Annotated in this window: 18 protein-coding genes and 1 pseudogene; 13 read left to right on the top strand and 6 right to left on the bottom strand. The window is 65.3% G+C overall.

Annotated elements, in window-relative coordinates; all coding sequences use genetic code 11:
- Positions 1-228: 228 nt before the first annotated feature.
- The 3 genes from AWB66_RS08725 to AWB66_RS08715 all read left to right on the top strand — a co-directional run bounded on the left by AWB66_RS08725 (position 229) and on the right by AWB66_RS08715 (position 2,506).
- Positions 229-1,284 carry a catalase family peroxidase gene (locus AWB66_RS08725; protein ID WP_407642277.1) on the top strand — a complete coding sequence of 352 codons (1,056 nt, stop codon included), beginning with the start codon at positions 229-231 and terminating at the stop codon, positions 1,282-1,284.
- The gene (locus AWB66_RS08720; RefSeq protein WP_087629882.1) at positions 1,281-1,829 is read left to right on the top strand and encodes a cytochrome b; all 549 of its coding nucleotides are present in this window, start codon (positions 1,281-1,283) and stop codon (positions 1,827-1,829) included. Before AWB66_RS08725 ends, AWB66_RS08720 begins: the two co-directional genes overlap by 4 nt.
- Before the next feature lie 92 nt (positions 1,830-1,921).
- On the top strand, positions 1,922-2,506 hold the full coding sequence (locus AWB66_RS08715) for a glutathione binding-like protein (RefSeq protein WP_087629881.1): 585 nt from the start codon (positions 1,922-1,924) through the stop codon (positions 2,504-2,506).
- Between the two features lie 25 nt (positions 2,507-2,531).
- On the opposite strand, the gene AWB66_RS08710 is transcribed toward AWB66_RS08715, so the two are convergent.
- The 5 genes from AWB66_RS08710 to AWB66_RS08690 form a co-directional block, all read right to left on the bottom strand.
- Positions 2,532-3,185: a glutathione S-transferase family protein gene (locus tag AWB66_RS08710; protein WP_087629880.1), complete on the bottom strand. Its 654-nt coding sequence runs from the start codon at positions 3,183-3,185 to the stop codon at positions 2,532-2,534.
- A gap of 138 nt (positions 3,186-3,323) precedes the next feature.
- The gene (locus tag AWB66_RS08705; RefSeq protein ID WP_087629879.1) at positions 3,324-4,907 is read right to left on the bottom strand and encodes a Na+/H+ antiporter; all 1,584 of its coding nucleotides are present in this window, start codon (positions 4,905-4,907) and stop codon (positions 3,324-3,326) included.
- A 123-nt stretch (positions 4,908-5,030) separates the two neighbouring features.
- The gene (locus tag AWB66_RS08700; RefSeq protein ID WP_087629878.1) at positions 5,031-5,978 is read right to left on the bottom strand and encodes a DMT family transporter; all 948 of its coding nucleotides are present in this window, start codon (positions 5,976-5,978) and stop codon (positions 5,031-5,033) included.
- A 200-nt stretch (positions 5,979-6,178) separates the two neighbouring features.
- Complete coding sequence (locus AWB66_RS08695; RefSeq protein WP_087629877.1) at positions 6,179-6,592, bottom strand: DUF3574 domain-containing protein; 414 nt, start codon at positions 6,590-6,592, stop codon at positions 6,179-6,181.
- Between the two features lie 16 nt (positions 6,593-6,608).
- Positions 6,609-6,923 carry a heme-degrading protein HmuQ gene (locus AWB66_RS08690; protein WP_087629876.1) on the bottom strand — a complete coding sequence of 105 codons (315 nt, stop codon included), beginning with the start codon at positions 6,921-6,923 and terminating at the stop codon, positions 6,609-6,611.
- A gap of 182 nt (positions 6,924-7,105) precedes the next feature.
- Here AWB66_RS08690 and araD point away from each other — a divergent pair, with 182 nt between their 5' ends.
- The 3 genes and pseudogenes from araD (at position 7,106) to AWB66_RS08675 (ending at position 10,768) form a co-directional block, all read left to right on the top strand.
- Positions 7,106-8,848: an L-arabinonate dehydratase gene (araD, locus tag AWB66_RS08685; protein ID WP_087629875.1), complete on the top strand. Its 1,743-nt coding sequence runs from the start codon at positions 7,106-7,108 to the stop codon at positions 8,846-8,848.
- 21 nt (positions 8,849-8,869) lie between these two features.
- A complete protein-coding gene (locus AWB66_RS08680) occupies positions 8,870-9,601 on the top strand; it encodes a ribonuclease activity regulator RraA (protein ID WP_087629874.1) in 732 nt (243 codons plus the stop codon).
- Positions 9,602-9,718: 117 nt separating this feature from the next.
- A pseudogene (locus tag AWB66_RS08675) lies at positions 9,719-10,768 on the top strand (LacI family DNA-binding transcriptional regulator).
- Here the strand turns inward: AWB66_RS08675 and AWB66_RS08670 are convergent.
- Positions 10,769-11,896, bottom strand: coding sequence for an ABC transporter ATP-binding protein (locus AWB66_RS08670; protein WP_087629873.1), 1,128 nt, complete (start codon positions 11,894-11,896; stop codon positions 10,769-10,771).
- A 273-nt stretch (positions 11,897-12,169) separates the two neighbouring features.
- On the opposite strand from AWB66_RS08670, the gene AWB66_RS08665 reads away from it, so the two are divergent.
- The 7 genes from AWB66_RS08665 to AWB66_RS08635 all read left to right on the top strand — a co-directional run bounded on the left by AWB66_RS08665 (position 12,170) and on the right by AWB66_RS08635 (position 20,920).
- Positions 12,170-13,543, top strand: coding sequence for an ABC transporter substrate-binding protein (locus AWB66_RS08665; RefSeq protein ID WP_200818951.1), 1,374 nt, complete (start codon positions 12,170-12,172; stop codon positions 13,541-13,543).
- Between the two features lie 106 nt (positions 13,544-13,649).
- Positions 13,650-14,519 carry a carbohydrate ABC transporter permease gene (locus tag AWB66_RS08660; protein ID WP_235021044.1) on the top strand — a complete coding sequence of 290 codons (870 nt, stop codon included), beginning with the start codon at positions 13,650-13,652 and terminating at the stop codon, positions 14,517-14,519.
- A gap of 11 nt (positions 14,520-14,530) precedes the next feature.
- Positions 14,531-15,397, top strand: coding sequence for a carbohydrate ABC transporter permease (locus tag AWB66_RS08655; protein ID WP_087629872.1), 867 nt, complete (start codon positions 14,531-14,533; stop codon positions 15,395-15,397).
- 46 nt (positions 15,398-15,443) lie between these two features.
- Positions 15,444-16,424, top strand: coding sequence for a sugar-binding transcriptional regulator (locus AWB66_RS08650; RefSeq protein ID WP_087629871.1), 981 nt, complete (start codon positions 15,444-15,446; stop codon positions 16,422-16,424).
- 6 nt (positions 16,425-16,430) lie between these two features.
- Complete coding sequence (locus AWB66_RS08645) at positions 16,431-17,177, top strand: SDR family oxidoreductase (RefSeq protein ID WP_087629870.1); 747 nt, start codon at positions 16,431-16,433, stop codon at positions 17,175-17,177.
- Positions 17,178-17,232: 55 nt separating this feature from the next.
- Positions 17,233-18,327, top strand: a complete 1,095-nt coding sequence (locus AWB66_RS08640; RefSeq protein WP_087629869.1) for an alcohol dehydrogenase catalytic domain-containing protein — start codon at positions 17,233-17,235, stop codon at positions 18,325-18,327.
- 214 nt (positions 18,328-18,541) lie between these two features.
- On the top strand, positions 18,542-20,920 hold the full coding sequence (locus tag AWB66_RS08635) for a putative bifunctional diguanylate cyclase/phosphodiesterase (RefSeq protein ID WP_087629868.1): 2,379 nt from the start codon (positions 18,542-18,544) through the stop codon (positions 20,918-20,920).
- Positions 20,921-20,965 lie beyond the last annotated feature (45 nt).

Genomic DNA, 20,965 nt, shown 5'->3' with positions numbered 1-20,965 from the left:
GGTACCTGGGATAACCGGCGCCGTCTGCGCTCTATTCCCGAATCGCCAAATAAAAAGCGCGCGACAATAAATATTCGGTGCAACGGAATAAAGCCCGCTGTGATCGTGTTCGCGTGCTGGCATACCCCAACAATCGATGGAGTTCGACTTGAGTAAGCTCATTGCAATCCGCAGTGCTGTCGAGGAATCCGCGGCATGAGACAGCGTCCATTTTCCCTGGCGGAGGTGCTGCGTCATCCCGTCCGACATGGCGGCGAGATCGGCAAGCTCGCGGCGATCGGAGTCGTCGTGCTCGCGACGGGCGGCGCGTTCGCCTATGTCGCGGGCGCGCTCACACCGCAGCGCCTGACGTCCGCCCGCGTCATCGATACCTTCGAAACGAATGGCGGCGTCCATGGGGGCTATCGGCGCAATCACGCGAAGGGCGTCTGCTTCGCGGGCTACTTCGAGGGCAACGGCCGCGCCTCGCGCATCTCGCGCGCGCAGGTGTTCGACCGCGTGCGCACACCGGTGACTGGACGCTTCGCGATCCCCGGCACGAACCCGGCCGCCGCCGATGCAAGCGCGCCCGTGCGAAGCATGGCGCTGCAACTCAAGTCCGCGGATGGCGAGCAATGGCGCACGGCGATGAACAATACACCTGTGTTCATCGTGAACAATGCAAAGGGCTTCTACGAGCAACTCGTCGCATCGCGTCCCGATCCGGCGACGGGCAAGCCCGATCCGGCGAAGCTCGCCGCGTTCTTCGCCGCGCATCCGGAGACGCAGCCGTTCCGGCGCTGGGTCGCGGCGCATGCGCCGTCGACGAGCTTTGCCAACGCCGCGTATTACGGCATCAATGCGTTCCGCGCAATTGATGCGTCGGGTGGAACGCACGATGTTCGCTGGTCCGTCGTGCCCGAGTCGGACTACCTGCCGGTCGAGAAGCAGCAGACGGCCAAACACGACTTCCTGGACGACGAACTGAAGGGCCGTCTTCAGGACGGACCGTTGCGCTGGCATCTCGTTCTGACCGTGGCGCAACCCGGCGACGTCACGAACGACGCCACCGTCGCATGGCCGGCCGATCGCGAGCGCATCGACGCCGGCACGCTGGTGGTCGAACGCGAGAGCGCGCAAAGCGATGGCGACTGCCGCGACATCAACTTCGACCCGACCGTTCTTCCCGATGGCCTGAAGATCTCCGACGACCCGCTCCTCACGGCGCGTTCGTCGGCGTATTCGGTTTCCTTCAACCGGCGCACGCACGAAGAGGCGCACGCAGCCTCGCGAGGTAACGAATGACTTCCGCTACGACCCGCTTCAGCCCCATCGCACGTTTGATGCACTGGCTCATGGCGCCGCTTGTGATCGCGATGCTGTTCATCGGCATCGGCATGGTGTCCACGCTCTCGTGGTGGCACCACGTGTTGCTTACGATCCATCGTCCGCTCGGCATCGCGATACTCGTGCTGGTGGCCGTGCGCCTCGTCGTGAGAATCACGCACGGCACGCCCGCGCTTCCCGACGACATGCCCCGCTGGCAACAACGGGCCGCACATCTTTCGCACTGGCTGTTCTATGCGTTGCTGTTCGCGATGCCGATCGTCGGATGGGCGATGCTGTCCGCAGCCGGCTATCCAGTGCAGCTCGCGGGTTCGGTGCACTTGCCGCCGATCCTGCCGCAAAGCGTGCGAGCCTATGCGTTCCTGCGTTCCGCGCACACATATCTCGCGCTGCTGCTCTTCGCGACCTTCCTCATGCATCTGGCGGCGGCGCTGTTTCATGGGCTCGTGCGTCGCGATGGCGTGTTTTCGAGCATGGCGGGCGGGGCGAACGACGGGGTTTAGCGCGGGAAAAGCACGCGCCGTGCGTCGTCGGCACGCGCATTGCTGCCCGATCAGACCGACCACAGCCGTTCGACGGCAAGGAGGCACTCGCCATGAAACTCTACTATTCGCCCGGAGCCTGCAGTCTCGCAGACCACATCGCGCTGCACGAAGCCGGTATGTCGTTCGACCGCGTGCGCGTCGACCTGAAGACGAAACTGACGGAGACGGGCCAGAAGTTCGACGAGATCAATCCGAAGAGCTACGTGCCATCGCTCGAAATGGACGACGGCCGCGTGTTGACCGAGAACGTCGCGATCCTGTCGTGGGTCGCGCAGAAAAAACCGTCGCTCGCGCCTTCGGGTGACTCAGGCGCGCTGCGACTGCTCGAAATGCTGGCGTTCATCTCGACCGAAATCCACAAGCAGTTCGGCCGCGTGTTCAAGCCATCATCGGATGCCGAAGCGGCTGCCGCGCGCGAGAAGATCGGGCAGCGCTTCGACCTGATCGCCTCGATGATGAAGGGCGACTACCTGTTCGGCAGCGAGGCGAGCGTCGCCGATGCCTATCTCTTCACGATGCTGCTCTGGGCGGGCAAGGTCGGCATCGACGTGCCGGAGCGCCTCACAGCGTTTTCCGAGCGCATGCGCGCGCGGCCGGCCGTGAAGCTCGCGTTGCAGCACGAAGGAATCGAATGACGCGCTGAACCGCCCGCGCGCCGGGTCAGTCGCGATCGGGCGCGCCGAGCGGAAAGAATCCGCGATACGGACGCGCATCGTCGACCACGCGCGCGAACGAAGGCCGCGCGAGCAGCCGCTCGCGATAGGCGCGCACGTTCGCGAACTCGCTCGCGATCGGATGCGTCCAGTCCGCATAGAAGAGCGACGGCGCAGCGGCGCAATCGGCCATGCTGAACGCGCGGCCGGCCGCCCATTCGCGGTCCTCCATCGTGTTGTCGAGCCAGCGATAGGCCATATCGAGCATCGCGCGCACGTCGTCGACGCCCGGTTGGTCGCGCTGCTCCGGCGCGCGCATGGCGTCGAAGACGATCTTCTGCATCGGCGTCATGATGTAGTTGTCGAAGAAACGGTCCATCAGGCGCACGTCGAGCGCGGCGCGCGGGTCGTCGGGAAGGAGGCGCACCGGCCCGGGATGATTGAGCGCCAGATATTCGATGATGATGCTCGACTCCAGCACCGTGCGCCCCGCGTCGACGAGGACGGGAAAGCGCTTGAGCGGCCACAGCGCGGCGTGCTCGGCGCGGGTCTGTTCGTCGTCGGGCGAGAGCACGCGGTACTCGAACGGCGTGTCGTTTTCCCTGAGCGCGATCAGGACCTTCTGGCAGTACGACGAAAAGGGGTGAGCGAAGAGTTGCATGGAAGCTCCTTGGTCGGATTGGCCGGCCGGCGCGGACGATGCGTGGCGCCTGCCTCTCACACGTCGTTCGAGGCGCGCCGGAATCGACAGGACAGCGCGAAAAAAATGCAAATGTCGCCGGCGATCAGTCGAGGCCGTCTATTCCCGCGCATGCCGCGACGCCAGTTCCTGCAAGTCGAGATCGCGTTCGAGCGCGCGCAGCACTTCATCGTGGATCAGCCCGGCGCGGTGCATGCACAGCAACTCATAGCGGCCCGCCTTGATCGCGGCGAGCACCACGTCGTAGTGGGCGCTGCGTTCCTTCGACGGATACGCGCTCGCATGCTGGTACTGCTGCGTGAGTTTCGCGCGGTACGTGTACTGCTCCAGGAGCCGCGGATGAACCACCTTGCCGTCGGCATCGTGGACGAGCGGCTGGATGGCCGCGAGCTGCGCCGCTTCGAGCCGCGCCCACGCCTGCGTTTCGGTCAGGTGGTGCGACACCTCGTTCAGTTCGGGCGGCTTCACCCAGCGGATCAGCGGACCGATCGTCGTGCCCTGCAGCAGCACCGTGACGAGGATCACCACGAAGGCGGAGAAGAGGATGAGGTCGCGCCCGGGCATCGCTTCGGGCAGGGACAGCGCGATCGCGAGCGTGACCACGCCGCGCATGCCCGCCCAACTGACGATGGTCGCGGAACGCCAGTCGGGCGATGCGTCCTTGCGTCCCCTCAGCCGGCGGAACACGGACTTGATCGCTTCGGCGGAAAACGCCCACGCGAAGCGTGACAGCACGACCGCCGCAACCACCGCGATCACGGCGGGCGCCAGCACCGTGAAGGCATTGCCGCCGCCGCCGAGCCGGATCACGACGCTGCGCAGCGACAACCCGATCAGCACGAAGACGAGCGCCTCCAGCACGAACACGACCACTTGCCAGAACGCGGTGCCGCGCGTGCGCACGGCGGCGGTGAACACTTCGTGCTGGTGCCAGCCGAGCACCATGCCCGTCGTCACCGTGGCGATCACGCCGGACACTTCCAGCATGTCCCCGGCGATGTAGCTGATCCACGCGGAAATCACGGACAGCGTGATCGCGAGGTAGTCGTCTTCGAGCAGGCGCAGGAGCCGCACGATCACGAAGCCCACCACGAGCCCGACCGCGACGCCGCCGACCGCGAGCGTCGTGAAACTCATGAGCGCGTGCGGCGCGCTGAACGCGCCGGTCAGCGCCGCCGCGACGGCGAAGCGGAACAGCACGAGGCCGGCGGCGTCGTTCAGGAGGCTCTCGCCTTCGAGCAGCACCATCAGGCGGCGCGGCAGCGCGACGCGTTCGAGCACCGCCTTCGCCGCAACGGCGTCGGGCGGCGAGACCACCGCGCCGAGCGCGAAGCACGCGGCCCAGGGCAGCGCCGGCGCGACCAGATGCACGACCACGCCGACGACGAACGTCGTGAACGCAACCGCGCCGATCGCGAGCAGCAGGATGCCGGACAAATGTCGCTTGAAGTCGGCCCAGACGAAGAAGTACGCGCCGTCCATCAGGAGCGGCGGGAGAAAGAGGATCAGCACGAGGTCGGGATCGAGATCGACGGGCGGAAGGCCCGGCGCAAACGCCATCGCCGCGCCGCCGACGAGCAGCGCCGCGGCGGGCGGCAACCGCAGGCGCTTCGCCACCAGTTCGAGCGCGATGATGGCGATGAGCGAAATCAGCACGAGCTTGAATGCCGATACGGCGGACATGAGTGGCCTCCTGGTGAATGGACAAGCGAAGTATCCACCAAGGCGGGCGCGCGCCACAATTCCATGTGGCGCGGTGAGGAGGTCTTTACGGACGCGGGCGAACGCGCGTCGAGGGTTCTTCGGTCACTGCTTCGCGCAAGCGGAGGCGCGTCGCGGGCCGACGAGCGGAATGCGCTTGACGACGCCCGTCGCGAGCGCGGTGCCGACGAGGATGATCGCGCAGGCCCGGATCATGCCCGCCGAAACATGCTCGGACAGGAAGATCGCGCCCCAGAGAATGCCGAAGATCGGAATCACGAAGGTGACGGTGATCGCCCGCGCCGGACCGACCACCGCGATCAGCCGGTAGAACAGCATGTACGCGATGCCGGTACACGCCACGCCGAGCGCGGCCACCGCGCCCCACGATTGAACCGACACGGCCGCGACCGGCCACCAGTAGACCGCGAAGGGTAGGAGCAGCAGCGTCGCGCAGAGCATCGTGCCGGCGGCGACCGTCAGCGAATCGACGCCCATGAGGTGCTTCTTCGTATAGCTCGCCGCGACGCCGTAGAGCAGCGCCGCACCGAGCGCGGCGGCCGTCGCGAGGGCGGTCGTCGCGGGAGAGACGGGGGCGGTCGTCGCGCCGTGCGGCGTCGCGATCTGGTCCCACACGAGCGCAAGCACGCCCGCGAAGCCGATCACGAGCCCGGCGATGCGCAGCCCGCTCAGGCGGTCCTTCAGCCACAGGTACGCGACGACGGCGCCCCACAGCGGCGTCGTCGCATTCATGACGGATGTCACGCCGGCGGAGAGCGTCAGTTCCGCGTACGCGAAGAGGCAGAACGGCGCGGCCGAATTGAGAAAGCCGACGACGAAGAGCGGCCACGCACGCGAGCGGATCGTGCGCCACGCATCGGGCGCCTTGCCGCGCAAGGCGAGCATGATCACCAGAAAGAGCGCACCGATGCCGACGCGCAGCGCCATCAGCGGCGCGACGCCGAAGTCGTTCACGCCGACCCGGATGAAGAGAAACGACCCGCCCCATAGAGCGGCGAGGACGAGCAACTGCGCGATGTTGAGCGGATTCATTTTTATGCCTGCACGTGGAGTCGGACTGCGAAGCCATCGTACAGCCGCCTCGGCGCGAAAAGGTTCACGCTGGAATGAAACGACAAGATCCGGGAGCTTGGTCCGATGGCTGCATCGTAGGCGCGCGGCTTCGCCTCGCCAAGCGAGCGATTTTCACGGGTATGTGAGAAATATTACGATCGACGCCGACCGCGTGTCCGCTAGAAGGAGACACAGGCGTGGCCCTTCACGCGCATGACGGCTTCCTGGTCGAAACGCGATTTATATTCGCCGATGATTCCGCGCACCGAGTTTTCGCTCGTGTCGTCCTCGGGGTGGACGAGGATCAGGACAAAAGACGCTTCGTGCACGACCGCGCCGCCGGCCGTGCGCCACTGGCCCGACGCGGGCCACGCGGTGAGTCCCTCCGGAAAGCGCGGCGTGACCGCGCTGCGCAGGAAGCCGGACCATTGCGCCGACGTGATCGTGCCTGCCGCCCGTGACGTGCCGAAGTACAGGACATCGCTGACCGAGCGCTGCTCGCCTTGCGCGCAGTCCGCCTCGTGTACCGCGGCGCAGCCGGCCGCGATGCACCCGAACGCGAGGACCGCCACGCTCGTGCAAAAAGCTTGCATCGCGGCGGACGGCCGCCTACTTCACTGTCTGGATCACGTCGAAGCCTTCGAACTCGGGATGGCCGAGATAGAGCGAGCGGCTCTCGTTGCCCGCGTTGCGATGCGCGGCGCGAAAGGCGTCGGACTTCGTCCAGCCTTCGAACGCGGCCTGGTTCGCCCAGATCGTATGGCTCGAATAGAGCACGTGATCGTCGCGCTGCGGGCCCTTGAGCAGATGAAACTCGACGAAGCCCGGCACTTCCTTCAGATGCGTGTCGCGCGAAGTCCAGAGTTCCTCGAACGCCGCCTCCGAGCCGAGGGCGACCTTGAAGCGATTCATGGCGATATACATGCTGCGGCTCCGTATCAATGTGGGCGGTTCGTTTGCTCAGGCGTGACTCCCGATGATAAGCGCAAACCGGAAGCGCGGCCGGCGACGCGGGAATGCAGCGTGCGTATAAACCCTGAGCGACGCATATTCATGACAGCGCTACCATGCGCCGCGAATGATAGCGCTACCAACCGGAGACGGAAGTGACAGCACAACGCAAAACGCCCGAGGAACTGCGCAGCTACCGGTGGTACGGCGTGAACGATCTGCGTTCGTTCGGGCATCGCTCGCGCACGGCGCAGATGGGCTACCACGCATCCGATTACATGGGCAAGCCGGTGATCGCGGTGATCAACACGTGGAGCGAGATCAACTCGTGCCACACGCATTTCAAGCAGCGCGTCGATGAAGTGAAGCGCGGCGTCTGGCAGGCGGGCGGCTTTCCGGTCGAGATGCCGGTGATGACCTTGGCCGAGCCGTTCCAGAAACCGACCACGATGCTCTATCGCAACTTTCTCGCGATGGAAACCGAGGAACTGCTGCGCTCGTATCCGTTCGACGGCTGCGTGCTGATGGGCGGCTGCGACAAGACCACGCCGGGCCTCCTGATGGGCGCGATCAGCATGGACCTGCCCGCGATCTTCCTGCCCGCCGGCCCGATGCTGCGCGGCGACTGGAACGGCCGCACGCTCGGTTCCGGCTCGGACACCTGGAAATACTGGGCGGAACTGCGCGCGGGCAGGATCACGGAAGAAGAGTGGAAGGGCGTCGAGAGCGGCATCGCGCGCTCGCCGGGACATTGCATGACGATGGGCACCGCATCCACGATGACGAGCGCCGCCGAAGCGATGGGGCTCACGCTGCCCGGCTTTTCGTCGATCCCCGCCGCCGATTCGCGTCATGCGCAGTTCGCTTCGATGACCGGCAAGCGCATCGTCGAGATGGTGTGGACCGACGTTAAGCCGTCGGACATCCTCACCGCGAAGTCGTTCGACAACGCGATCACCACCGTGCTCGCGATGTCCGGCTCGACCAACGCGATCGTTCATATGGTCGCGGTCGCGCGGCGCGCGGGCGTTCCACTGACGACCGCGCGCTTCGACGAACTCGCGCGCGTCACGCCCGTCATCGCGAACATCCGGCCGGCCGGGCAATACCTGATGGAAGACTTCTTCTATGCCGGCGGCTTGCGCGCGCTCCTTGCCGAACTCGGCGAACTGATCGACGGCACGCAGATGACGGTCGCCGGCGCGACGCTCGGCGAGAGCATCGCGGGCGCGGAAATCTTCAATGACGACGTGATCCGCCGTCGCGACAATCCGCTCGTTCCGAGCGACGGCCTTGCCGTGCTGACGGGCAACCTCGCGCCCGACGGCGCCGTCATCAAGCCGGCCGCGATGGAAGCGCATCTGCTCACGCATCGCGGACCGGCCATCGTGTTCAAGGACTACGCGGACATGGCCGCGCGCATCGACGATGAAGCGCTCGACGTCACCGCCGATTCGGTGATCGTGTTGCAGCACGCGGGGCCGGTCGGCGCGCCGGGCATGCCCGAGTGGGGCCAGTTGCCGATCCCGCAGAAGCTCTTGAAGCAGGGCGTGCGCGACATGGTGCGCATTTCGGATGCGCGCATGAGCGGCACGAGCTACGGCGCGTGCGTGCTGCACGTCGCGCCGGAGTCGTTCGTGGGCGGGCCGCTCGCGCTCGTGAAGGACGGCGACGTCATCGAGCTGGACGTCCACGCGCGGCGCCTGCACCTCGATGTGAGCGACGAGGAGCTGGCCGCGCGCAAGGAGGCGTGGACGCCGCTGAAGCGTCACTTCGAGCGCGGCTTCGGCGTCATGCATCAGCTTCACGTGACGCAGGCGAACAAGGGCTGCGACTTCGATTTCCTCGAAGAGCCGGCCGCTGTGTCGCCGAAGAACGACGAACCCGAGATCCACTGAACCCATCCACGGACGAAAGCCATGACATCCACCGATATCGCGGTAAGCGACGCCACGCTCGAACTGCTCCGCCACGTAAGCACCGCGACGCTCACGACGCATCTCTTCAAGCGCGGCTTGCGCAACGTGTTTCTGCAAGGCGTGGCGCCGCTGAAGAAGCCTGCCGTGGGCGCGCCTAATCTCGTCGGTCCGGCGTTCACGTTGCGCAATATCCCGGCGCGCGAGGACCTCGATCATGTCGGCGTGTTCCAGGACCCCGATCATCCGCAGCGCAAGGCGGTGGAAAGCGCGCCGGCCGGCAGCGTGCTCGTGCAGGATTGTCGCGGCGACCGCTCGGTGGCATCGACGGGCTCGATCCTCACGATGCGTCTCAAGGTACGCGGCGTCGCGGGCATGGTGTCGGACGGATGCGTGCGCGACAGCGGCACGATCGGGGACATCGGCTTGCCGCTCTTTTGCGCGGGCGCGAGCGCGCCGCTCAATCTCGCGAAGCATCATGCGGTCGATATGAACGTGCCGATCGCGTGCGGCGGCGTGGCGGTGTATCCGGGCGATATCGTCGTCGGGGATGTGGATGGCGTCGTGATCGTTCCGCGGCATCTCGCGGAGGAGGTCGCTCGCGACGCTACGGAGCAGGAGCTGATGGAGGCGTTCATCATCGAGCGGGTCGAGGGAGGCGCCGTGCTGCGCGGGACCTATCCGCCGAATGAGGAGACGCTTGCCGCGTTTGCCGAATGGCGGAAGCGCGGTTGAATTGCGATGTTGGCGGTGTGGGCTTGCCGGTGCGCCGAAGTTTGATGTTTCTGCGCTTCTTTCCTAGAAGCACAAGCGCACCGAACGATCCCCAACGACGAAGCGCCCCGCGCGACCATGCCTACACCCAAACCGCCCTCGCCGATCATTGCAACCTCCACGAAGCGCTCGCGCGCCGCGCCGAAGGGCATTCGCATCACCGACGTCGCCGCCTCGGCGGGCGTCTCGCCCATCACGGTGTCGCGCGTGTTCAACGCACCGCAGACCGTGGCTCCCGACACGCTCCTGCGCGTGCGGCAGGCCGTGCAGGCCCTCGGCTAGGTGCCGAATCGCCTGGCGGGCGGTTTGTCTTCGGCGAAGTCGCGCCTCATCGCGGCCATCGTGCCGACACTCGCGCATTCGCTCTTCTCCGAAACGGTGCAGGTCTTCAGCGATACGATGTCGCGCGCGGGCTATCAGGTGCTGCTCGGCCTCTCGGGTTACAACGACCACGACGAGGACGACCTGCTCGACGCCGTGCTGAGCCGCCGTCCCGAAGGCGTGCTGCTGACAGGCGTCGCTCACACCGCCACGCTGCGCGAACGGCTCCAGAAAATAGACATTCCGATCGTCGAGACGTGGGACATGACCCGGCAGCCGATCGACATGCTGGTCGGCTTCTCGCACGAACGCGTCGGCGCGGCGGTGGCCGAGCGCTTCGTCGCGCGGGGCAGGCGGCACCCGGCGCTCGTGTCGGCCAACGACGAGCGCGCGCTCGCGCGGCGCCGCGGCTTCATCGAAACGCTCGCCGCGCATGGCATCCACGACGTGCCCGAAGTGCTCGTGCAGCCACCGAGTTCGGTCGCGCTCGGCCGCGATAGCCTGCCGTGCATCCTCACGCAAAGCGCCGACATCGATGCCATCTTTTGCGGCTCGGATCTGCTCGCGCTGGGCGTCGTCTCCGAGGCGCGGAAGATGGGCGTTGCGGTGCCCGGGCGCATCGCGGTGTGCGGCTTCGGCGACCTGGCGTTCGCTGCCGACACGTCACCCGCGCTCACGACCGTGCGCGTGGACGGCAGACGCATCGGGGCGACGGCGGCGCGCTGCCTGATCGAACGGCTCGGCGGCGCGCCCGGAACGCCGATGATCGACGTGGACTTCGAACTGGTCGAACGCGCGACGCTCTGATCACGCCGTCGCCGTCGCCGTCTCGGCCACGGGACGCATGCGTTCGAGCGCGCTGCCGTCTTCGCGGAACAGATGCACATGACGGATGCTGAAGCCCGCGTTGAGCCGTTGTCCGTCCACCGCGGTCGATTCGCCCGAGCCCTTCACTTGAATCAGCAACTCGCTCGGCAGGCGCACGTGCAAAAGCGTCTCGCCGCCCAGGTGTTCGATCACCATCACTTCGCCGGTCAGACCGCTGTCGATGTCGCCGCCGCCCGACTCGACGAAGTGCTCGGGGCGAATGCCCAGCGTGAGCGTTTCGCCCGCCGCGACCGCGTGCCCCGTGAACGGCAGCGTGAGCGGCGCACCGCCCGGCAACTCGATCGTCACGCCAGCGGCATCGGTGCGCAGCACGCGCACGTCGATGAAATTCATCTTCGGCGAGCCGATGAAGCCCGCGACGAAGCGGTTGCGCGGCGTGCGATACAACTCGAGCGGCGAGCCGATTTGCTCGACCTTGCCGTGATTCAGCACGACGATGCGATCGGCCATCGTCATGGCCTCGGTCTGATCGTGCGTCACGTAGATCATCGTGGCGTTGAGCTGCTTGTGCAGCTTGATGAGCTCGAGGCGCATCTGCACGCGCAAGGCGGCATCGAGATTCGACAACGGTTCGTCGAAGAGAAAGACCTTCGGTTCGCGCACGATCGAACGGCCGATCGCCACGCGTTGCCGCTGCCCGCCCGACAGCGCGCGCGGACGGCGCTCCAGCAATTGCCCGATCTGCAGGATCTGCGCGGCGCGCTCGACGCGCTGCTTGATCTGCGCTTCGGGCAGCTTGAGCATGCGCAGCCCGAATGCGATGTTCTCGTACACCGACATATGCGGGTAGAGCGCATACGACTGGAACACCATCGCGACGCCGCGCTGCGATGGTTCGAGGTCCGTGACGTCTTCGCCGCCTATCAGGATTTGCCCTGAATCGCATTCTTCCAGCCCGGCGATGGTGCGAAGCAGCGTGGACTTCCCGCAGCCGGACGGCCCCACGAAAACCATGAACTCCCGGTCGACGATCTCGATGTCGACATCCTTCAGCACTTCGGTGCCTGCAAAGGCCTTGCGGATTTGCTGCAAATGGACTGCGCTCATGCATGTCTCCTGCAAAGGGTCCCGCGTTTGACTTGCGCGGATTCCGTTGACGGTCGCGCCGCGCATGCAAGGGAACGGCGGTTCCCGCAGCGCAGCATCGAATGCCTTGCGATTTTGTTCTTGACAACGTGTTCGAGCCCAAATATACAATTGTAAAACTGGAATTACAAGTGAAACGGAGCAGGCAGGATACGACGGACCACCAGAGCAGCCGCACCGGCAACGACGCAGCGCTAACGCATTCACAGCTCAAGAATAAACAAGGAGACAGGCATGAAGAAGCGCTTTACGCCCCGCTTGGGCCTCATCAGACAGGCCACCGCCGTGATGTTCGTGACGGCAACCGCATCGCTACTCGCTGCATCGAACGCCCATGCGTGGACGCTCAAGGAAGCGGCCGAGCCGTATTCGGGCACGACCATCAAGGCCGTCTTCCTCGACCGGCCGGGCTACAAGGCGGCGCAGAAGTTGATCCCGCAGTTCGAGAAGGAAACGGGGATCAAGGTGCGCTGGGAAGTGATCCCGTACGAGAATACGCGCGAGAAGGAAGTGCTCAACTTCGTCGGCGGAGGCGATCAGGACATCGTCCTCGTCGACGTGGTGTGGATCGGCGAATTCGCGAGCAACAAGTGGCTCGTGCCGATCAAGAAGTTCACCGACGATCCGAAGCTCGCCGATCCGAAGCTCAATCTGCCAGGCTTCTTCCCGATCCTGCTCGATTCGTTCGGCACCTGGGACAAGACCACCTACGGCCTGCCGTTCGATAACTACTCGGGCCTGATGTTCTACAACAAGTGCATGCTGAAGGACGCGGGTTTCAACGAGCCGCCGAAGACGTGGGACGACCTGCTCAACACGTACGCGCCCAAACTCACGAAGCCGGACAAGAACCAGTTTGCGTTCGCGCTGCAATCGCGGCGCGGCGAGACCCAATCGGCTGACAGCTTCATGCGCGTGCTGTGGCCGAACGGCGGCTCGCTGCTCGATGCGAAGTTCAAGTCGAACCTGATGTCTTCGCAATCGCAGGCCGGGCTCGAATACCGGCAGAAGCTGATGAAGTTCATGCCGCCGGGCATCGTCGATTTCGATCACGCGGAAGCCGTGAATGCGCTCGCGCAAGGGCAGGTCGCGATGATCACCGAATGGTCGGCGTTCTATCCGACGCTCACCGACCCGAGCAAGTCGAAGATCGGCGACTGCCTCGCGATCACGACGGAACCGAAGGGATCGGCCGGTCTGAAGCCTGCGCTCGGCGGCTTCTCGCTCGCGGTCAACGCGAAGTCGAATGCGAAGAAGCAGGCGGCGTCGTGGCTCTTCATCCAGTGGATCACGTCCGAAGAGATGGCGAAGCCGTACCTCGAAGCGGGTGGCGTGAGCGCGCGCACGGCGGTCTATCAGGACAAGGCGGTGCAGGACAAGTATCCGTTCGTGAAGCCGATGGTCGAATCGTGGCAGGGCGGTGTGCCGGATTATCGTCCGCGTTTCCCGGAATGGCCGGCAGTGTCGGAAGTGATCGGCGAATGGGGCAGCAAGATGATGCTCGGCCAGGTGACGGTCAAGGAAGGCGCGCAGACCATCGGCACCAAGACCGAGGAAATCCTCAAGAAAGCGGGCTACTACGACGGCAAGAAACCCCTGCTGAAGTAAGCGATAGTTAGCGATGCAACCAGGAGGCGATTCGATGGCGAACAGCACTGCTCGGCCCGCAACCGTGGCGAGGCCGATACGGCCCCGCGCACGACGATTCGGGATATTGCCGCGTTCGCCCGCCTTCTGGTTTCTGATCCCGGCGATTTTCGCGCTCGCCGTGATCGGCGTCTATCCGCTTTTGCTCGCGCTCTACAACTCGTTTCATCAGTACAAGCTCGCGGACCTCGCCTCGGGCACGCCGTTCGTCGGCGTGGACAACTACGTGGCGACGCTGACCGATCCGTCCTTCTGGGGCGCGCTCGGACGCACCGCGCTGTTCCTGTGCCTCACGCTGCCCATCGAAGTCGCATTCGGGCTCTTCGCCGCGCTGATGCTGCATCGCACGGCGCTGCCGTGGATGCGCGCGGCGGCGCGCGTGAGCCTCGTGATTCCGATGGCGACCACTTACGCGGTGGTCGGCCTGATCGGGCGGCTGATCTTCAATCGCCAGTTCGGCGTGGCGAACTATCTGACGGGTCTCCTCGGCATTCCGCCGCAGGACTGGCTCGCCGATCCGACGCTCGCCTTCGTTTCCGTGATGATCATGGACATCTGGCAGTGGACGCCCTTCTGCGCGCTCATCATGCTGGCGGGCCTCGCGATGGTGCCGAAGGAAGCGGAGGAAGCGGCGCGCCTCGAAACGCCGAAATGGAGCAAGATTCTCTGGCATCTGCAAAGGCCGTATCTGCTGCCGGGCCTCACAGCGATCCTGATCCTGCGTTCCGCCGACATGCTCAAGATGTTCGACGCCGTCTTCACCATGACGCGCGGCGGCCCCGGCACCGCAACCGAATTCATCAGCATCTATATCCAGCGCGTCGGCTTTCGTCTCTTCGATCAGGGCATGGCGTCCGCGCAGGCGGTGCTGCTCCTGATCCTGACGATCGTGTTGTCGCGTCTTTACATTCGCTTCGTGTACCGGGAGGCCGCGTGAGTACAGCACCGATGAACGCTTCGAATGGCGGCGCGAGCAAGCGCGCGAAACGCGCGCGTTCGGTGCGGCGCCGCACGACCGGATGGCACTTCGTGGGCCTCCTCGTCGTGTTCCTCTCGTCGGTGTTTCCGTTCTACTGGATGGTCACGACGAGCCTGAAGAGCCAGGCCGATGCGCTCGCGTATCCCCCGGTGTGGCTCTTCAAGCCGACGCTCTCGCATTACTCGGCGGCGCTCTTCACGCACGAAGTGGGCGGCAGCCTGCTGAATTCGCTCATCATCGCGAGCAGCACGACGGTGCTCGCGATCCTGCTCGGCACGCCCGCCGCGTATGCCCTCGCGCGCTACGAGTTTCGCGGCAAGGAAGACCTGTGGTTCTGGTTTATCTCCAACCGCATGGTGAGCCCGGTCGTGCTCGCGGTGCCGTTCTTCCTGATCGCGACGAAGCTCGATCTCGTCGATACGCATATCGTGCTGATCCTGCTCTACCTGACGTTCTCGCTGCCGATCGTCGTATGGATCTGCACCGATCAGTTCCGCAACATCCCGGTCGAACTCGATGAAGCCGCGCGGCTCGACGGCGCATCGCCGTGGCGCGTGTTCTGGCGCATCAACCTGCCGCTCGCGATGCCGGGCATTGTCGTGTCGGCGATCTTCGCGTTCATCTTTTCATGGAACGACCTGCTGTATGCGCTCGTGCTCACACGCACCGAAGCGATCACGTCGCCGGTCGCGGCAACGAGCTACATGAGCGGCTACGAATTGCCCTGGGGCGAAATCATGGCAACCGGCACGCTGATCGTGCTGCCGATGGTGGTGTTCGCGCTGGCCGTATCCGGGCGCCTCGTGCAGGGTCTGACCATGGGCGCGGTGAAGTAGCACTTTGCATTAGACTCGGCGGCTTTTTATCGACACCACAACACACATGAGCAAGACAGCACCGCCCGTCGTCATCGCCGAAACCGACGAATCCAGCGCCGCGGAGAAGGAATTGCAGGCGCGCGTCGCGTGGCATTACTACATCGGCAACCTGACGCAGCAGGAGATCGCGCAGCGCATCGGCAGCAACCGCGTGCGCGTGAATCGCCTGCTCGCGGCAAGCCGCGACTCGGGTCTCGTGCAGATCACGATCAACAGCCGGATCGCGCCGTGCGTCGCGCTGGAAGAGGCGATCGTCAAGCGCTTCGGCCTCGAAGACGCGGTCGTGGTGCCGAGCGGCGCGAATCCGCAGGCGAACATGGCGGCGCTCGGCATCGGCGCGGCCACGTGGTTTTCGAAGCAGATAGTTGCAGGGCAAACCATCGGGCTCGGATGGGGACGCACGATTCGCGCGGTACTGAGCGCGATGCCGCAGCGCAATTATCCGCTGGTGTCGGCGGTGTCGCTGCAGGGCGGGCTCGCGCATTGCCCGAGCATCAACACATTCGATATCGTCTCCGACTTCGTGAACATCTGCCGCGCGAACGGGTTCATTTTTGCCGCGCCGATCTACGTCAGCAGCCAGAAGGCGCGCGACATGATCCTGCAAGAAGACACCGTGCGCGAAACCTACGAGCTTGCCCGCAGTGCCGATCTCGCGCTGCTGACCTGCGGCGACCTGACCGAGTCGCTCGTCGTGACTTACGGCATTGACACGCCCGATCAGGTGCGCGCGCTCCAGAAGGCGGGCGCGGTCGGCGACTTGCTCGGCCACTTCATGGATGCCGATGGCGAACTGATCGATCATCCGTTGAACCGGCGCACCATCGCGATCACGCTCGACGACCTGCGCAAGATCAGGCGTGTCGTGCTCGTGAGCGGCGGTGCGAAGAAGTTTCATGTGACACGCGCGGCGTTGCGCGGACGCTATCCGTCGGTGCTCGTTACCGACGAGGACACCGCGCGCCGCCTGTGCGAACAGCCATAGACCACCATGACGACCATCGACAGGAATCAGGAATTCGCCGGCAAGACCGTGCTCGTGACGGGCGCGGGCAAGGGCATCGGTCATGCGACCGCGCTCTTGATGGCCGAGCGCGGCGCGCGCGTGTTCGCGCTGAGCCGCTCGGCGTCGGACCTCGCCGCGCTGAACGACGCGATCGGCTGCGAGACGCGATGCGTTGATCTCGCCGATGCGAACGCCGCGCGTGAAGCGGCGCGCGTGGCGCAGCCGGTCGATCTGCTCGTGAACTGCGCGGGCATCGCCGAACTCGCGCCGTTCGTCGACGTGTCCGTCGATGCCTTCGACCTCACCATGGCCGTCAACGTGCGCGCCGCGATGATCGTCGCGCAGGCGTGTGCGCGCAGCATGATCGAGCGCGGCGTCGCGGGATCGATCGTCAACGTGTCGAGTCTTTCGGCGACGGTCGGTCTGCCGCTGCACGCGGCGTACTGCGCATCGAAGGGCGCCCTCGACGCGATGACGCGTGTGATGGCCGTCGAACTCGGGCCGCATGGCATTCGCGTGAACACCGTGAACCCTGTCGTCACGATGACGCCGATGGCCGAGAAAGCGTGGAGCGATCCCGCCAAATCCGGGCCGATGCTCGCGCGCGTTCCATTGCGGCGTTTCGTGCAGCCGCTCGAAGTGGCACGCACGATCGCGTATCTGCTCGGCGACGATTCGAGCATGGTCAACGGCGTGAGCCTCGCCGTCGACGGCGGTTTCCAGGCGGGATGAACGTACGAACGGACGCAGCAACGAACCTCACGACACTCACCACAACGAGAGCACCATGAGCGCAACGAAAGACACATCGACGCAGATGACGGCCATCGTCTGCCGTGCCCCGAAGGACTATCGCGTCGAACGCGTCGAGCGTCCGCGGCCCGGGCGCAATGAACTCGTGATCCGCATCGCCGCATGCGGCATCTGCGCCAGCGACTGCAAGTGCTGGTCGGGCGCGAAGATGTTCTGGGGCGGACCGAACCCGTGGGTGAAGGCGCCTGTCATTCCGGGGCACGAGTTCTTCGGCTATGTCGAGGAACTGGGCGCGGGCGCGGCCGAGCACTTCGGCGTGAACGTCGGCGAGCGCGTGATCGCCGAGCAGATTGTGCCTTGCGGCAAGTGCCGCTATTGCAAGTCGGGCAGTTACTGGATGTGCGAGGTGCATAACATCTTCGGCTTTCAGCGCGAAGTGGCCGATGGCGGCATGGCCGAATACATGCGCTTTCCGCCGACCGCCATCGTCCACAAGATTCCCGACGGCATCTCCATCGAAGACGCCGCGATCATCGAGCCGCTTGCCTGCGCGATCCACACGGTCAATCGCGGCGACATCCAGCTCGACGACGTTGTCGTGATCGCGGGCGCGGGGCCGCTCGGCCTGATGATGACGCAGGTCGCGCATCTGAAGACGCCGAAGAAGCTCGTCGTGATCGATCTCGTCGAGGAGCGCCTCGCACTCGCGCGCGAGTACGGCGCGGACGTCACGATCAATCCGAAGAACGAGGACGCGCTCGCCATCATCAAGTCGCTGACCGATCAATACGGCTGCGACGTGTATATCGAAACGACGGGCGTGCCGGTGGGCGTGTCGCAGGGGCTCGATCTCATCAGGAAGCTCGGGCGCTTCGTGGAGTTTTCGGTGTTCGGCGCGGATGCCACCGTCGACTGGTCGATCATCGGCGACCGCAAGGAACTGGATGTGCGCGGCGCGCATCTCGGGCCTTACTGCTATCCCATCGCGATTGATCTGCTCGCGCGCGGGCTCGTCACGTCGAAGGGGATCGTGACGCACGGATTCACGCTGGAAGAATGGGACGAAGCGATCAAGGTCGCCGATTCGCTCGATTCGATCAAGGTTCTGCTCAAGCCGCGGCACGGTTGAGGCCGCGTTTGCCGATCGTCGAAATTTCTTAAGCGCAAGCATGAAAGGCCGGATGTTCAACCTCGGGCATTCGGCCCCTTTAAGTACAAACCCTCGCACACTCCCTGCGTTGCACCGCCCCGCCACTCAGGTTTTTTCATCGACGGACGTTAACCCCTCTATGTCGTGGCTTTGTGCGAGATTCGCCGGGCCGTCAATGAAACCCCGTTGGAGAATGTGCGTGGGAGTGAAAACCGGATCACGCCTGAGCAGTCGGAAGGACCGGGGCGCGGGGAGCGCTTCGTCTGCGGAGGGCGCGTCGCCGCGCAACCAGCTGTTCCTGTCGTTTTTTCTCGCGCGTCACGCGAAGCGCCGCGCGTTGCCGTTCGCGTCGCTCGCCATCGTCGCCGGCGCGGCATTCGGCGCCGCGACGCTCGTGTTCCTGGCCGGCCTCATCGCGTTCGAAACGTTCGCCGTGACACGCGCCGTGGCCGCGGCCATCGCGGGCGCGGGCGCCTTCGCGGCCGCGCATCGCAAGCTCGCCGCCGACCACGCCGAGCGCCGCGCCGCGCTCGCATTGAGCGGCGGACTGCTCGACGCGAATCGCGAATGCCTGAAACTGCTGGACACCGACGCCCGCATGCTGCGCATCACCGAATTCGGCGCGGACCTGATGAACGCCGCGTCGCCGGATCAACTCGCCGGCGCCGACTGGCTCGGCTTCTGGAGCGGCGCCGACCGCACCGCCGCCGACGCCGCGTGGTCCGGGGCGCTAGCGGGCGAGCGCACGACCTTCACCGGACAATGCGCGACAGCGACTGGCCGCCCGAAGTGGTGGGACTCGCGCCTGATCCCGCTCGCGGACGACGAGGGCCGCATCACGGCGATGCTGTGCGCGTCGACGGACGTCTCCGAACAGAACGAATTGCTGGAGAAACTGCGCAGCAAGGACCAGTTGATGTCGGAGATGGAAGCGCACGTGCAGCTCGTGTTCTATTCGTACAGCGCCGATTTCGAGTACTTCCACTACGTGAGCGCCGGCATCGAGGCGGTGTTCGGCATCGCGCCGTGCGTGCTGATGCAAAGGCCGTCCGCGTGGCTCGATCTCGTGCTGCCCGAAGACGCGGAACCGCTGCTCGCGGAGATGCGCCGTGTCGTCGAGGAATCGAGCGAAGGCCGTTTCCAGTACCGCATCCGCCGCACCGATGGCTGCGTGCGCTGGATTCGCAGCACCGCGTATCCGGTGCGCGACGAGACGGGCGTGGTCGTGCGGATCGTCGGCATCAGCGAGGACGTGACCGCCGAGCAGGAGCGCATCACGGCGCTCGACCGGCTCGCCTATTCGGATTCGCTAACGGGGCTTGCCAACCGTGGTGCGCTCGTGCGCCAGATCGAGGCGCGCTGCGCGAAAGCCGCGCCGTTCGGGCTGATGTTCATCGACCTCGACCGCTTCAAGGTGCTCAACGATACGCTCGGCCACACCGCCGCCGACCGTCTGCTGAAGGACATCGGCCGCGTGATCCAGGCCGCGCTGCCGCCCGACGCCTACGTCGCGCGGCTCGGCGGCGACGAATTCGCCGTGCTGGCCGGCAGCACCGCCGACAAGGCGCAGCTCGCGTCGCTCGCGCAGACGCTGCTCGACGTGTTGTCGAGCAGCGGCCGCAACGATCACGCGGGCGCGTTCGTGACGGCGTCGATCGGCATCTCGCTCTATCCGGAGCACGGGCTCGATCACGAGGCGCTCCTGACGAGCGCGGACATCGCGATGTACGCGGCGAAGAAAGCGGGACGCAACGGCTTTCGCTTCGCGGACAAGGATGCGACCGGCACGATCGAAGACTTCGAACTGGAGCGCGGTCTGCCGATGGCGCTCGCGTCAGGCGAGTTCCTGCTGCATTACCAGGGCATCCACGAGCCCGGCGCGTTGTCGATGACGAGCGTCGAAGCGCTGATCCGCTGGATGCATCCTTCGCGCGGACTGATCGCGCCGGCCGTCTTCATTCCGATTCTCGAAGAGAGCGGTTTTATCGTCGACGTGGGTGCGTGGGTGGTCGATCGCGCGCTCGGTCAGCTTGCGGAGTGGCGCAAGAACGGGGCGAGCGAACTGTGCATGTCGGTGAACGTGTCGGCGCGGCAACTGCGGGGCGACGCCATCGTGAATGTCGTCGATCGCGCGTTGCGCAAGCACGGCCTGTCGCCACGCAGCCTTGAAATCGAACTGACCGAGAGCGCGCTGCTGGAAAATCCGGAACTCGCGCAGCAGACGCTCACGGCGCTCAAGCAACTGGGTGTGCGCATCGCCATCGACGATTTCGGCACCGGCTATTCGAGCCTGCGCTATCTCGCCGACATTTTGCCGGACACCGTGAAGATCGACCGGTCGTTCACCGCGAAGCTCGCGCTCGACGCCGCGACGCGAACCATCGTGCGCGGCATCATCGACATGTCGCACGACCTGGGGATCATGGTCACCGCCGAGGGCGTGGAGGAGGAGCAGCAGCTCGACATCCTGCGCGCGGCGCAGTGCGACTTCGTGCAGGGCTACCACTTGAGCCGGCCGGTCGCGCCGCTGGTGCTTGATTTCGGCGGCGTCGAGCAGGCGAGCGCCGCGTGAGCCGACGCTCGCGCGCGACGGACTCAAGCTGATCGATCACCACAT

It is taken from the genome of Caballeronia telluris (assembly GCF_001544495.1).
GTDB classification, from domain to species: Bacteria; Pseudomonadota; Gammaproteobacteria; order Burkholderiales; family Burkholderiaceae; genus Caballeronia; species Caballeronia telluris.
Note: the sequence above shows the minus strand (reverse complement) of the source record. Positions and strands in the feature narration are given on the sequence as shown.